At 58.9% G+C, this 14,912-nt stretch carries 11 protein-coding genes; 2 read left to right on the forward strand and 9 right to left on the reverse strand.

Features of this window, described 5'->3' with window-relative positions; genetic code table 11:
• The first annotated feature begins 16 nt into the window (after positions 1 to 16).
• Together MWU51_RS00885 and MWU51_RS00890 are read left to right on the forward strand one after the other, a co-directional pair.
• Positions 17 to 2,698, forward strand: a complete 2,682-nt coding sequence (locus tag MWU51_RS00885) for a bifunctional acetate--CoA ligase family protein/GNAT family N-acetyltransferase (protein WP_247033198.1) — start codon at positions 17 to 19, stop codon at positions 2,696 to 2,698.
• A gap of 25 nt (positions 2,699 to 2,723) precedes the next feature.
• On the forward strand, positions 2,724 to 3,647 hold the full coding sequence (locus MWU51_RS00890; RefSeq protein ID WP_247033200.1) for a histone deacetylase family protein: 924 nt from the start codon (positions 2,724 to 2,726) through the stop codon (positions 3,645 to 3,647).
• Here the strand turns inward: MWU51_RS00890 and MWU51_RS00895 are convergent, their stop codons facing one another.
• The 9 genes from MWU51_RS00895 to xdhA form a co-directional block, all read right to left on the reverse strand.
• The gene (locus MWU51_RS00895) at positions 3,648 to 4,721 is read right to left on the reverse strand and encodes an FAD-binding oxidoreductase (protein WP_247033202.1); all 1,074 of its coding nucleotides are present in this window, start codon (positions 4,719 to 4,721) and stop codon (positions 3,648 to 3,650) included.
• Between the two features lie 166 nt (positions 4,722 to 4,887).
• Positions 4,888 to 5,967, reverse strand: a complete 1,080-nt coding sequence (locus tag MWU51_RS00900; protein ID WP_247033204.1) for a BMP family ABC transporter substrate-binding protein — start codon at positions 5,965 to 5,967, stop codon at positions 4,888 to 4,890.
• 1 nt (position 5,968) lies between these two features.
• Entirely contained in the window at positions 5,969 to 6,763 is a 795-nt protein-coding gene (locus tag MWU51_RS00905; protein ID WP_247033206.1) for an ion transporter, read from the reverse strand.
• A 9-nt stretch (positions 6,764 to 6,772) separates the two neighbouring features.
• Positions 6,773 to 7,696, reverse strand: a complete 924-nt coding sequence (locus tag MWU51_RS00910) for an ABC transporter permease (protein WP_247033208.1) — start codon at positions 7,694 to 7,696, stop codon at positions 6,773 to 6,775.
• Between the two features lie 11 nt (positions 7,697 to 7,707).
• Entirely contained in the window at positions 7,708 to 8,793 is a 1,086-nt protein-coding gene (locus MWU51_RS00915; RefSeq protein WP_247033210.1) for an ABC transporter permease, read from the reverse strand.
• On the reverse strand, positions 8,790 to 10,271 hold the full coding sequence (locus MWU51_RS00920) for an ABC transporter ATP-binding protein (protein ID WP_247038633.1): 1,482 nt from the start codon (positions 10,269 to 10,271) through the stop codon (positions 8,790 to 8,792). Before MWU51_RS00920 ends, MWU51_RS00915 begins: the two co-directional genes overlap by 4 nt.
• Positions 10,272 to 10,275: 4 nt before the next feature.
• Positions 10,276 to 11,268 carry a xanthine dehydrogenase accessory protein XdhC gene (gene xdhC, locus MWU51_RS00925; RefSeq protein ID WP_247033212.1) on the reverse strand — a complete coding sequence of 331 codons (993 nt, stop codon included), beginning with the start codon at positions 11,266 to 11,268 and terminating at the stop codon, positions 10,276 to 10,278.
• Positions 11,265 to 13,541, reverse strand: coding sequence for a xanthine dehydrogenase molybdopterin binding subunit (gene xdhB, locus MWU51_RS00930; RefSeq protein WP_247033216.1), 2,277 nt, complete (start codon positions 13,539 to 13,541; stop codon positions 11,265 to 11,267). Before xdhB ends, xdhC begins: the two co-directional genes overlap by 4 nt.
• Positions 13,538 to 14,908, reverse strand: a complete 1,371-nt coding sequence (gene xdhA / locus MWU51_RS00935; protein ID WP_247033218.1) for a xanthine dehydrogenase small subunit — start codon at positions 14,906 to 14,908, stop codon at positions 13,538 to 13,540. Before xdhA ends, xdhB begins: the two co-directional genes overlap by 4 nt.
• Positions 14,909 to 14,912: the final 4 nt, after the last annotated feature.

The following is a 14,912-nucleotide window of genomic DNA, read 5'->3' on the forward strand; positions in this document are numbered from 1 at the left end:
CGAAGGACCAATCAGAATGGACAAAAGCCCGCTCAGCCCTCTTTTCGATCCAAGATCTGTCGCCGTGTTCGGAGCCAGCCCGACCGGCAACTCCGTGGGGGCGCTGGTCTATGCCAACATTATGTCCGGTGGCTATGATGGTGCAATCTATCCGATCAATCCCAAATACAAGGCGATTGGTGACGTGGAGTGCTTTCGCAAAATCGCAGGGATCGCTGACGAAATTGATCTGGCCGTTATTGCAACCCCCGCCCGCACTGTCCCTGGCATCATGCGCGACTGCGCAGCGGCGGGTGTGAAAGCAGCAATCATTCTATCGGCGGGGTTTGGCGATGGCGATCAGAAGGGGCGTGCTTATGAAACACAGGTCATGCACGAGGCCCGAAAAGTCGGCATTCGCGTTCTGGGACCAAATTGCGTGGGGCTGGTGCGGCCATGGCTTGGATTGAATGCGACATTCCTGAAATCGCAGGCTCCGCAAGGACGGCTTGCGATGGTGTCGCAGTCGGGGGCCCTGATATCGGCCATTGCGGATTGGGCGGGACCACACCATTCAGGATTCTCGGCTATGGTATCACTGGGCAGTTCTCTGGATGTCGATATTGGCGACACGCTGGACTATCTGGTGAACGACCCAAAAACCGACGCGATTTTGCTGTATATTGAGGGCGTAAAGGACGCGCCAAACTTCATGTCAGCGATGCGCCGGGCTGCGCGTCTGAAGCCAGTGATTGTCTTGAAATCCGGTCGTCATAAGGACAGCGCGAAAGCGGCACACACACATACAGGCGCGTTGATCGGCTCAGATGATGTGTTTGACGCCGCTCTGGAACGTGTCGGAGCGGTACGGGTCAATACGTTGGGGCAATTGTTCGCCGCGGCCGAGCTTTTGGCCAACACCAAAAAGACATCTGGCGATCGGTTGTGCATCATCACCAACGGCGGTGGTGCGGGTGTACTGGCCGCAGACCGCGCGGGTGATCTGGGCCTAAACCTTCCATCCTTGTCTGAACCGACGCGAAAAGCGTTGGACAAGGTGCTGCCTGCGTATTGGAGCCATGCCAACCCCGTCGACATTCTGGGCGATGCGACCCCCGACGCCTATGGCGCCGCGGTCAAAGCCGTGATTGCCGATCCCGAGGTTGATGGCATCCTTGTCCTTCTGACGCCGCAAGCCATGACCGATGCCACGGCCGCTGCGCAGGCGGTGAAGGACGCTTTGCCCAAGCGCAACCGAAAACCGGTTCTTGCCTGCTGGTTGGGCGAGGATGTTGTTGCGGAAGGTCGTGTTTTACTGTCTGCGGCCGGGATATCCGTGTTTGAAACGCCAGAACGTGCAGTGGAAGGGTTTTCATACCTCACCCAGCATCACCGCAATCGGAAACTCTCTCTCGAAGTGCCGCGCGCACGCGCATTTGAACAAGGTCTTGATCTGGACGGCGCACGGATGATCATCTCGAACGCATTGGCCGCCGGGCGACGCATCCTGTCAGACACCGAAAGCAAAGCTTTGCTGAGTGCGTTCAACATTCCGGTGAACCTGACGTTCGAGGCAAAGACCGCCAACGAAGCGTTGATCGCAGCCGAGACGGTTCGCTTTCCTGTGGCGATGAAAATCTCATCGCCTGATGTTTCTCACAAGACAGATGTCGGCGGGGTGAAGATCAATGTGGCACATGCAGCATCCGTGACCCGCGCGTTTCACGAGATCATTGGCAGCGTCAAAAAAGCCTTGCCAGATGCCGAAGTTTCGGGCGTCACGGTCGAGGCAATGTCGCATATACGCCAAGCCCGCGAGCTTGTGATCGGGGCCAGCCGTGACCCGGTGTTTGGTCCGACGATACTGTTTGGTGCGGGCGGCACGATGGTCGAAGTTATGAAGGACAGCGCAGTTGCCTTGCCACCGTTAAATTCTGTTTTGTCCGAGCGCTTGATCAATCGCACCCGAGTGTCAAGGGCGCTGGACAGTTTCCGCGATTATGACCCCGTCAACCGGGCGGCGCTGGTCGATGTGCTGAAACGGATCTCGATCATCGTCAGTGAATTGCCCGAGATTGTCGAACTGGACATCAACCCGCTGTTTGCCGGGCCGGATGGGGTCTTAGCAGTGGATGCGCGCATTACCGTGGCGCGCCCGCCGTCCAATGATGGCCGCTATGATCACATGGCGATCCATCCCTATCCGCGCCACCTTGCACGGCAGACTTTCCTGCGTGATGGCACTCACCTGACCATCCGCCCGATCCGACCCGAAGACGCCGAAAACGAAAAGAAGTTTATGCGCGATCTGTCGGACGAGGCGAAGATGATGCGATTCATGGGCTCGGTCAACGAGCTTAGCCCCGAGCTTCTGTCGCAGTTTACCCAGATCGACTATCGCCGGGAAATGGCGCTGGTCGCGATGGCCGACATTGACGGCGTACCAGTTCAGGTCGGCGTGGCGCGATATGTAATCAATCCTGATTGGAAAAGCTGTGAGTTTGCCGTTGTGGTGTCGGATCGCATTCAAAATCAGGGTCTGGGCACGAAACTGATGAAAGGATTATTCACGGCGGCGCAGGACCACGGGTTGAAAGTGATTGAAGGCACGGTGCTGCGAAAAAATGCCCCGATGCTGCGTTTGATGAAGGATCTGGGCTTCACACAACGCCCCGACCCCGACGACCCTGACGTAGTGGTCGTCGAACGCGAACTTTAGGCTGCGGTTCAGGAGAGGAGACCGAATGCTATCCATCATATCGCACCCAGAGTGCCGAGAACACGATGCAGGCCCCCTGCACCCGGAAAGCAAGGCGCGGCTGGATGCGATCAACAATCAGCTGATCATGTCCGGCATGGATTACGTTGTGCGCCATCGCGATGCGCCGCTTGTCGACCGGGTACAGTTGGAACGAGTGCATGACCGCGATTATCTGGACCGGGTCTATGCGCTGGCACCGGGGCAGGGGATGCAAAGCGTCGAAGTTGATGGTGACACCGTGATGAGCCCGGGCACACTACGCGCGGCCGAGCGCGCCGCTGGTGCCGGTGTGCTGGGCGTTGATCTGGTGATGGCGAACGAAGCCAATCCAGTCTTCTGCATGATCCGCCCTCCCGGTCACCACGCCGAACGCGACAAGGCGATGGGTTTTTGTTTGTTCAATAATATCGCGGTTGCCGCGGCGCATGCGCTTGAGGCGCATGGGTTGAAACGCGTAGCGATCATTGACTTCGATGTGCACCACGGAAACGGGACTGAAGAGATTTTCAAGACCGAACCGCGCGTTCTGTTCTGCTCCAGCTTTCAGCATCCGTTCTATCCGTTCACAGGGCACGAGAAGGAAACCGACAACCTCGTTGACATTCCCCTGTCCGCAGGCGCTGGAAGTGCGGAATTTCGCGAAGCCGTCAGTGCACATTGGTTGCCGCATCTCAGGGATTTCAAACCAGAGTTTGTTCTGATCTCGGCCGGTTTTGACGCGCATGTGGCGGATGATATGTCTAGTGTGCAACTGACGGATGCTGACTATGAATGGGTCACGCGCGAGCTGAAGGCGGTGGCAGACGAGTTTGCCGGGGGGCGTATCGTTTCGATGTTGGAAGGCGGATACGAACCGGATGTTCTGGCGCGGTCCGTCGTTAAACACTTGAACGTGCTTTTGGGCTGATCAGCTGAACCGCGCAGGGCTGAGCGTCGTGACCGTTGCCGAATCCAGTTCCGACGGGGTTCCTGCGACAATATCTGCAAGCAATCGTGATGCAGCAGGGCAGGTCTGAAACCCGTATCCACCCTGACCAGCGAACCACAAGAACTCTGCGTCCTGCGGGGATGGCCCGATGACGAGATTGCGGTCGGGTGCAAAACTGCGCAAGCCCGCCCAGTTGGTGATCATCCGTGTAACCGGTTCCGTCACCAGATTTTCGTAGCGGGTCAAACCCTCCGCCAGAACCATGTCATCCGCCCATGCGTCCTGCGGTTCGACCGGATCGGCATCCGCGGGCGACACAATCAGGGCACCTGCATCGGGTTTGGCATACCAGCTTTCTCCTGCACCCATGAACATCGGCCAACGCGACACGTCACAGTCGTCAGGCGCCGGAATGCGCGCCATGGATCGACGATAAGGCTGAATGCCAATCGGTGCGATCCCCGCCAGCGTGGCAATCTGATCGACCCAGGCTCCGGCGGCGTTGACCAGCGTCTTTGCGGCGAAGGTGCCTATCGGGGTCGTGACCTCCCACCCCGCGCCAAGACGGGAGATTTTCTGAACGACTGCGCCTGTGACGACCTGACCATTTGAGCGAACTTCACGGGCGAAATTCTGGACCAACAGATCTGTGTCGATGTCCCATGCATCGGTGTGGTAGCCAGCACCAACCATGGTTTCGGGGTTCAGGATCGGCACCAGCGCTTGCGCCTCCTCGAACGAAATCGCCTGCATGTTCATCGTTGTCAGGTCCTGCGCCAATAGGTCTTCTTGTCCCTTTCGGGCGACGATCATCAACCCGCGAGGGCTTAGCACACCGCCATTGGCGGTTACATGGTGGTGACGCGAGGCGCGGTTCAACTCGATCACGCTGGGTGCGCCATAGCTTTCTTCAAACATCGCTGCAGAACGGCCGGATGCGTGATACGCCAGTGCGTTCTCGGCTTCCAACAACGTGACGGTTCCAAGGTGCGACAAACGCGCACCGGCTGAAACGCCTGCAACGCCGCCGCCGATTACTATGAAATCCTGCATCTCAGCTTCCTCGACTCATTGGTCAAATACTCAGCGCAACACTTGCACGCTGCCATCGGGAAGCAAAGGATTGGAATGTCAAAACCATTTGGGCACATATATCGGACGATCAAAAGAAAAGACCTCGCCCAACGGCGAGGTCTGATGGTTCCAAGTGATCCGTAGATCAGCTGGATGGGATTTCGCCCTCGATGCCTTCGACATAGAAGTTCATGCCAGCCAGCGTCCCGTCATCTGCGGTCTCACCTTCGGCAAGCCAGGCTGATCCGTCTTGCTTGTTCAGCGGGCCGGTGAAGGCGTGGTATTCGCCCGAACCCAGCGCGTCACGCAGCGCTTCGGCTTCGGCCTTCACGTCGGCAGGCACGGCGTCCGTGATCTCGCCGATGCCAACCATGCCAGAACCGATGCCGTCCCATGTGGAAACGCTTTCCCATGTTCCATCCATGACGGCTTTGGTGCGCGCGATGTAATAGGGTGCCCAGTTGTCGATGATCGACGACACACGCGGCATTGGTGCATAGTCGGCCATATCCGAAGCCTGACCGAAGGTGATGATGTTCCCGGCTTCCTGAGCGGCAGCTTGTGGGGCGGTCGAATCCGTGTGTTGCAGGATCACGTCAGCGCCTTGTTCGATCAGGGCCTTGGCGGCGTCTGCTTCTTTGGCCGGATCAAACCAAGTGTAGGCCCAGATGATCTTGAACTGAACGTCCGGGTTCACCTTCTTGGCGTGGATATAGGCCGAGTTGATGCCACGGATAACTTCCGGGATCGGGAATGACGCGATGTAGCCGATGATGTTCGACTTGGTCATCTTGCCAGCGATATGGCCCTGAACGGCGCGACCTTCATAGAAACGTGCGGAATAGGCCGACACGTTCGGCGCTGTCTTATAGCCGGTGGCGTGTTCAAACTTGATGTCCGGGAACTTCTCGGCCACGGCCACGGTCGCGTCCATATAACCAAACGACGTGGTGAAGATCAGGTCTGCACCCGCCAGCGCCATTTGCGTGATCGCACGCTCGGCGTCTGCACCTTCCGGCACGCTTTCTTGATAGATCGTTTCGACGCTATCGCCGAACTCTTCTTCTACGGCCAGACGGCCTTGGTTGTGTTCGTAGGTCCAACCACCGTCGCCGACGGGGCCGACGAAAATAAAGCCGACCTTTGTCTTGTCTTGGGCCTGGGCCGCACCGGCCAGGCCAGCCGCCAAGGCCACACCGGCCAATAGTGTTTTTACTGCACGCATATCATTCTCCCTTGATGGATTGAGCAGATTTCGGGTTTTCAGTTTCGGGTTCGTCCTCGTCTCCGTTTTCGGCGTTCTCACGGATACGACGTTGAATATTTGTTTCGCTTTCAAGCAGCGCGGCGGTCACGATGGCCGACGGCACGGCGATCACGCCGAGCCCGATGAACAGCACGAAGGTGGTGAAAATCCGGCCACCCGGCGTGATCGGGAACATGTCGCCATAGCCCACCGTCGTGAAGCTTGCGACGGCCCACCACAGGCTGTTTGGGATCGACGAGAATACCTCGGGTTGGGCGTCATGTTCGAACACATAGATGCCCACGGCGGATACATAGAGCATCAGGCCCGCAATTACGCCGAACACCGCCAGCTCTTCTCGGACTTGCCCAAAAGCGACCACGAGGCGCTCCATCGCGTGAGAACCGCGAAAGAGCTTCAGCAAGCGCACAAGACGCAAAAGCCGGAAGGTCCGCACGACCTGCCACTGCGGGGTCAGAAACGCGATGGCCGGTGCGATGCTCAGCAGGTCTATGATGCCCCAGAAGCTGAAAGCATAGCGCAATGGGCGCGGGGCAGACACAAGACGCACAATGTATTCGACTGAAAAGACGGCCAACAAGCCGATCTCGAACGTGAACAGCAACCGGCGCAAGTTGGCTGGCAATTCCGGCATGGTTTCAAGCGCGATCGCGACGGCAGATAAAACGATCAACCCGTCCATGATGCGGCCAACATTCACGCCACCCAAGGGCTTGTGCCCATCAAGGATCTCGTGAATGTCGGGTTTGATCATCAGGCGGTCCTAGTGTGTCGCGTGGAAGATGCGCCCAAGTGATCCGGGCGCGCCGTGTTGGCCACGCAAAGAGATAACCACAAGCACAAGAATTGTCACGACATAGGGGCTCATCGCCAATATCTCGACGGGGATGGCGGCGCCTGCGGCTTGCAGGTTCAGTTGCAGGACAGTGATGCCACCAAACAGATAAGCCCCCAGAAGTACGCGCCACGGCCGCCAACTGGCGAACACGACGATGGCAAGGGCGATCCAGCCGGCCCCGGCGGTCATGCCTTCGACCCATTGTGGCACCCGGACAAGGCTGACATACGCCCCGCCCAACCCTGCACACGCGCCGCCAAAGGCAATGGCCAGCAGACGCACACGCACCACTTTGTAACCCAGCGCGTGGGCTGCATCGTGGTTTTCGCCAACCCCCCGCAGGATCAGACCCGCGCGGGTGCGCGTCAGCACATACCAAGTGGCCGCCACGATGATCAGGCTGACATAGACCATGGGATCATGGCGAAACAGGATGGGCCCAAGCACCGGGATGTCGCTCAGCAGCGGGATGTCCCATTTGGCCATACTGGGCGCTTTCATCCCCTCATAGGGTTTGCCGATCAGCGATGACAGCCCCAGCCCGAACAGGGTCAGGCCCAAACCCGTCGCAACCTGATTGGACATAAGATACAGTACCAGCACGCCAAACAGCATCGACAGTGCGGCCCCGGCAACGGCGGCAGCGACAAAACCCACAGCGGGGCTGCCGGTATTCACGCCGATGGCAAAGCCCACCACAGCCCCGGTGATCATCATGCCTTCGACCCCAAGGTTCAGAACGCCCGACTTTTCAACCACTGCCTCACCTATCGCGGCCAACAGGATCGGCGTGGCAGCCACCATTAAGGAAGCGAGCAGCAGAAGCGGGTTGATTTGACCTAGATCCATCGTCGTTCTCCTTACGCTGTCGCGGTTTTGTTGAAGCGGATGCGGTAATGCGACAGCACGTCCATCGCCAGAAGGAAGAACATCAACATGCCCTGGAACATCTGAATGGCCGCGCCGGGCAGACCCAGCATCAGTTGCGCCAGTTCCCCGCCAATGTAGGTCAGCGCCATCAAAAGCCCGGCCAGCAGAATGCCAATCGGGTGCAAGCGCCCAAGAAAGGCCACGATGATTGCGGTGAATCCATAGCCAGAGTTGAAGTCGATGGTGACTTGCCCTGACGGGCCAGAGACTTCGAACAGTCCCGCAAGCCCGGCCAACACCCCTGACGTGCCAAGGCAGAACAGGATCAGGCGGGTCGGATTGACCCCGGCGAACCGAGCCGCGCGCGGCGCCTCGCCTGTCAGGCGTACCTGAAAACCCAGCATATGCCGGGTCAGCAACACATAGGCGAAGATGACCGCAACAAAGGCTGCAGCCACACCCCAGTGCATCCCGGTGCCGCTGATCAGTTCGGTGTTATAGGCGGCAGGAAAATCGCGGAAATTGCGCGAACCGGGAAAGCCCATCCCCTCGGGGTTTTTCAGAAGCCCCTGACTGACCGAGGCCAGCAGATTTTCGGCCACATAGACCAGCATAAGGCTGACAAGGATTTCGTTGGTGCCGAATTTCACCTTTAAAAGACCCGGTATCATTGCCCAGACCCAACCACCTAACGCGCCCGCCAACACCATGGCCGGGAAGATCAGAACGCTTTCGGACGGATAGAAGGCCAGCCCGACACCCGCGCCGCAAATCGCGCCCATGATGTATTGGCCCTCGGCCCCGATGTTCCAGATCCCCGCGCGAAAGCCCAGACTCAGCCCGATTGCGATCAGGATCAGCGGGGCAGCCTTCACAAGAAGCTGTGGGCGTGAATACGGGCCGAAGGTTTTATGAAACAACGGATCCCAGAAGATCGTGCGGATCGCCTCCAACGGAGGTTTGCCAAGCATCCAGAACATGATGCCGCCGGCGACCATCGTGGCGATGACCGCCAATACGGGTGTGAAGCCCGCCCAGAATTGCGATGGTTGGGGACGTTTTTCCAGGTGTATCATGCTGCTGACTCCCGCTCGCCGCCACCCATCATCAGGCCAATGGTTTCAACATCCAAACCCTGTGTGGCGACAGGATCAGCCAAACGGCCTTCGTTCAACGCCGTGAAGCGATCCGAGATTTCCATCAATTCATCAAGATCCTGGCTGATCACAATTACCGCCGCGCCATGTTGGGCAAGGTCCAGAAGGGATTGCCGGATCGCAGCCGCGGCCGAGGCATCGACCCCCCAGGTCGGCTGGTTCACCACCAACACATCAGGCCGTTGCAACACCTCGCGCCCAATGACGAATTTCTGCAAGTTCCCGCCCGATAACGACCCTGCGGTGTTGTCGGGTCCCGGGGTGCGCACATCAAAATCCTTGATGATCTTGCATGCAAACCTTTCCGCCTTACCCCAAAGCAGGAAGCCACGCTGGATCAGGTTTTCACGCACCGCGCCCGTTAGAAGGGCATTTTCGGTCAGGCTCATGTCAGGTGCTGCCGAATGGCCAAGACGCTCCTCGGGTGCGGTCAAGAGCCCACGCGCGCGTCGGGCGTTCGGGTGCATCGTTCCGATATCTTCATCGGCCAGTTTGATTCTACCGCTCTGCGCGCGCGCTTCGCCTGACAGAACGGCCAGCAACTCGTCTTGCCCGTTGCCCGCCACACCACCGATTCCCAGCACTTCGCCCTTGCGTACCTCGAGCGAGATATTGCGCAGATTGGTGCCAAACTCGGTCGGAGATGACATTGAGACATCTGACATCGACAATGCCACTGCACCGGGTTCCGCCGCATCGCGGAAAGGCACATGAAGCGTGTCGCCGACCATCATTTCGGCCAGCTGGCGGGCGGATTTCTCGCGCGGATCGCAGGTATCGACAACCTTGCCCAACCGCAGAACCGTGGCATGTTCGCAGAGTGTACGAATCTCTTCCAGCTTGTGCGAGATGTACAGGATCGCGGTGCCCTCGGCGGTCAGCTTGCGCAGAGTTTCGAAAAGAATATCGACTTCTTGCGGCGTCAGAACCGAGGTTGGTTCGTCCATGATTAACAGCTTTGGGTCTTGCAAAAGGCAGCGAATGATCTCGACGCGCTGACGTTCGCCAGCAGACAACTCACCCACGATGCGCCCCGGATCAAGCGGTAGGCCATAGGCTTGGCTAACCTCGCGGATACGTGCTGAAAGCGCCCTCCGGTCGGGAGGATTGTCCATGCCAAGCGAAATGTTCTCGGCGACTGATAAAGCGTTGAACAGGCTGAAATGCTGAAACACCATCGTGACGCCAGAACTGCGCGCTGCAGCCGGATTAACCGGTGTAAAGTTTTCGCCGCGAAGTGTCATCTGCCCCGCATCCGGTTTGACAAGGCCATAGATCATCTTCACCAGCGTCGATTTGCCCGCCCCGTTTTCACCCAGCAGGGCGTGAACTTCGCCCGGCAGGATCGAAAACGAAACCTGATCATTTGCCACGACACCCGGATAGGCTTTCGTCATTTCGTCAAGTGTCAATAGCGCGTTTTGGTGGCGCGTATCCCCTGTCACCTGGCATTCCCCTATTGTTTTTTTCGTTGTTTGCCACGCCATTAAGTAGCGTAGAGGCAACCCCGATCGCAATGGCTTGCGGGGTCTTTCCAAGGCCCGGATCACCAATCGGGCACTGAATTCTGTGAATCTTGTCGGCGCTATGACCAAGGGCGGTCAGGCGTCGTTGAAAACGAACCCATTTGGTGGCGGACCCGATCAAACCGGCGGTTGCAAATCCGCGCGACAGGATCGCGTGGCACAGTTCCAGATCAAGGCTGTGGCTATAGGTCAACACCAGATGATGCGCGTCTTGAGGGGCCAACCCAGCTGCGGCGGCAGGATTGGGTGCTGGTTGTGCTGTGACGCAGGTGGGAACGGTTGCCGGAAACCGATCGGTTGACGTATCAACCCATGTGATTGCCAAGTCGGGTAGCGGCGATAGCACATCAACAAGCGCGCGCCCAACATGACCAGCCCCGAAAATCCAGACCGGGGTGGTTGAGCGCAACAACGGTTCAATCATCCACCCGTTCAGCAACTGAGGGGCGGGACGTAGCCCTTGGGCCCGCGCCTGATCCAGCACACGTCTAACGGCCAACGGGGTCGTGTCCATCGCAGCCACCGGCCGCGCGATAACACTGTCCTGCGCCAATAGTGTAAGATCATCCGACGAATATCGCTCGGTAAGCAGCGTGACCGCCCCACCGCAGCATTGGCCAAGCTCCGGCCCCAGCGGCACTCGTTTCAGGGCTGCGCTTGTGCCATTGGCCAGCAAAGATCGCGCGGCAATGGTGGCGCGATATTCTAACTCCCCTCCGCCGATTGTGCCGCTTTGCCCGTCCGTCCAGACAAGCATGGATGCCCCTACTTCGCGCGGGGTCGAACCGGCAGTTTCTGCCACCACGATGCGGGCGACGGGGCCGCACCGGGCAATCGTTTGGGCAAGCTGGGTCAGATCAAAGCTCATCCGCTACGTGCCCGTTCTATTGCGTTCAGTATTTCCTCGGCCGTGGCCGGGGCGTTCAGGCCGGGATAGCCATCGCCGCAGGCCGACACCGCATCCGACAGCGCAAGCCAAGCGGAAATGCCCAGCATCAATGGTGGTTCTCCAACCGCTTTCGAGCGGAACACCGTGTTCTCGTGATTGGGCCGATCCCACAGGTCGACATTAAAGATGCGCGGCCGATCAGAACAGGCGGGGATTTTATAGGTTGAAGGGGCGTGAGTGCGAAGCCGGCCTTTGTCGTCCCAGACCAATTCTTCGGTGGTCAGCCAACCAGCACCTTGCACATATCCGCCCTCGATCTGCCCGATATCCAAAGCTGGGTTCAAGCTGCTGCCCGCATCATGCAGAATATCGGTGCGCAAGATGCGGTTTTCTCCGGTCAGCGTGTCGATGACGACCTCGGTCAATGCTACGCCATGGGCAAAATACAGGAAGGGGCGGCCTTGCCCTTTCATCCGATCCCAAGTGATGTCAGGTGTTTTATAGAACCCTGTGGCTGACAAACTGACGCGGGCTTCATAGGCGGCCGCCGCAGCCTTGGCAAAGCTAAGGGTTTGCCCGTCTGGACCAAGCAGCTTGCCTCCCTCAAAGGTGACATCCCCTGCCTTGCAGCTCCAAAGTTTCGCAACATGTTCAGACATACGCTTACGTATGGTCAGGCACGCCGCCTGCACAGCCATCCCATTCAGATCGGACCCAGATGATGCCGCCGTGGCCGAGGTGTTTGGCACCTTCGCCGTGTCGGTCGCGGTGATCTTCACAACCTCGGTCGGAACGCCGAAACACCGTGCGGCGACCTGTGCGACCTTCTGGAATAACCCTTGCCCCATTTCAGTGCCGCCATGGTTCATGCGGATCGACCCGTCTGCATAGACATGCACCAGTGCACCTGCCTGATTTAGATGGGTGAGCGTGAAGCTGATCCCGAACTTGACCGGAGAATAGGCGAGGCCCCTTTTTAGGATCGGATTTTCCGCATTGAACGCATCGACCCTTGCCCGTCGTGCAGCATACTCTGCCCGATCCAGCAACGCGTCGGTCATGGCCGGGACGTGGAAGCCCTCGATGGTCTGACCGTAATGTGTCGTCTGCCCGTCGCGATAGAAATTGACGCGCCGCACCTGAACTGGATCCAGACCTTGCACGGCGGCGACATGATCCAGAATGCGTTCGATACCCAATACACCTTGCGGGCCGCCGAACCCGCGGAAAGCCGTGGCCGACGCCGTGTTGGTCTTCAGCCGATGGCTTTCTATCCGCACGGCAGGCAGGTGATAGGCGTTGTCCACATGCAGCATCGCCCGATCTGCCACCGGCAGCGACAAGTCTTGCGACCAGCCGCATCGTGCCAGCTGAGTGACCTCAAGCCCCAGAATGCGCCCCTCATCGTCGACGCCCGCGCGATAGGTGATACGGAAATCGTGGCGTTTGCCAGTGATCACCATGTCATCGTCGCGGTCATAGCGCATGTTGCAGGGGCGCCCTGAACGCCGGGCAGCAACGGCACAAGCCACGGCCAGCGCGTTGCCCTGACTTTCCTTGCCGCCAAAGCCGCCGCCCATCCGGCGCGTCTCGACCCGGATACCGTGCATCGGAACGCCAAGCGCCTCGGCCACCTTGTGCTGAATTTCTGTTGGGTGCTGGGTCGAACTGTGGACCAACATGTCGCCCGCTTCCTGCGGGATCGCCAACGCGGCCTGGCCTTCCAGGTAGAAGTGTTCCTGTCCGCCCATCTCGAACGATCCGGTCACGGTGTGCGGGGCGGATTGGATGGCGTCTGCTGCTTCGCCGCGCGACCAGATCACCGGGCCGCCTTCGAAACGGCTGTCAGCTTCCATCGCTTCGTCTATGGTCAGGATCGCGGGGCGTGGGTCGATGGTGATCTCTGCCTTCCGGGCAGCTTTGCGGGCTGCAAGATGGGTGGTCGCGACCACAAGGAAAATCGGCTGGCCGTGATAGTAGACCTCGCCCTGCGCCAGCAGGGGTTCGTCATGGACCGAGGGAGACACATCATTGGCATGAGGCAGGTCAATTGCCGTGAGCACGTCTACCACGCCGGGCGATTGACGCACCTTTGACAAATCAGCGTGGGTGATCACGCCGCGTGCCGTATCGCTGAGGCCAAATGCCAAATGCAGGCAATTGGCAGGGGTCGGGATGTCATCGACATACCGCGCCTCGCCCGTCACATGAAGGCGGCCTGAATCGTGGGGAAGGGGGCGACCGACGCTCATAGTTGCACCTCAATCACGGACGTCGTCAGCCCTTGATCTTCATACCAATAGCGGATCAGCAGGTTCTGCGCCGTTTCCATTCGATAGCCGGCCGAGGCACGCATATCGGACATCGGGGTGAAGTCTTTCTCGAACAGCGGAAGTGCGGAGCGAATGGTCGCCTCTGACCACACTTTGCCCTTAAGGGCTGCTTCGACATGCGATGCGCGCTTGGGCGTGCCAGCCATGCCTCCAAAGGCGATGCGGGCATCTACGACTGTGCCGTCATTTACCGTGATATTGAACGCCCCCAAAACGGCCGAGATATCCTGATCAAACCGTTTAGACAGTTTATAGACCCGCAGCCGATCTGGCTGGCGCTCAAACGAAACAGCTTCGACAAACTCGCCGGGGCGTCGATCCTGTTTGCCGTAGTCGATAAAGAAACTTTCCAGCGGGATTGCCCGGGTTTCAGACCCGCGCCGCAGGTGCAAGGTGGCATCAAGGGCAATCAGCGCGGGCGGCGTGTCCCCGATGGGGGAGCCGTTTGCGATGTTGCCGCCAATCGTTGCGACGTTGCGAACCTGGATCGAAGCAAAGCGGCGCAGCATTTCGGCAATATGGGGATGGTGGGGTGCAATAGCTCCGCGCAGGTCTTCCAGCGTCACGCCCGCACCGATGCGGATCTTGTCATCACCAATATGGATGTCTTTCAGATCTTTGACGTTGCTTAGAAAGATAACCGGGTTCAGGTCACGCAACGCCTTGGTGGCCCAAAGCCCGACATCCGTCGCGCCCGCGATCAAGGTCGCGTGGGGCGAGGTCATCAGGGCATGTGCAAGCTCATCAGATGTTTCGGGCCGGGCCGGGTCCTTGTCGTCAACAGTATCCGGCAATGAGCCAGAACGAGCGTCGAACCCCTCTGGAACGGCTTTATGTGCAGCGTCCTCGGCGGCGCGAATGATCGGGGCGTAGCCTGTGCAGCGACACAGGTTGCCTGCCAGCACATCGTCGTGGTTTTGATCGCCGTTCAGATGCGCGGCTGCCAGTGACATGGTGATGCCGGGCGTGCAGAAGCCGCATTGCGACCCGTGCCGATTAATCATCGCATCCTGCACCGGATGAAGCTGGTCGCCCTGTGCCAATCCTTCGACAGTTGTCAGGGATTTGCCGTTCAACTGCCCCAGAAACAGAATGCAGGCGTTGACGGCTTTCGCGCCATGCGCGTCAGCGATCATGATCGTGCAGGCGCCGCAATCGCCTTCGTTGCAGCCTTCTTTGGTGCCAGTCAGTCCTTGAGTGTCGCGCAGCCAATCCAGCGTGGTCCGCGTGGGGTCCACGTCATGCAAGGTCACACTCTCTCCGTTCAGAAGAAAGGCGATATCCATGAGA

Source organism: Aliiroseovarius sp. F47248L, assembly GCF_023016085.1.
In the GTDB taxonomy this organism is placed as follows: domain Bacteria; phylum Pseudomonadota; class Alphaproteobacteria; order Rhodobacterales; family Rhodobacteraceae; genus Aliiroseovarius.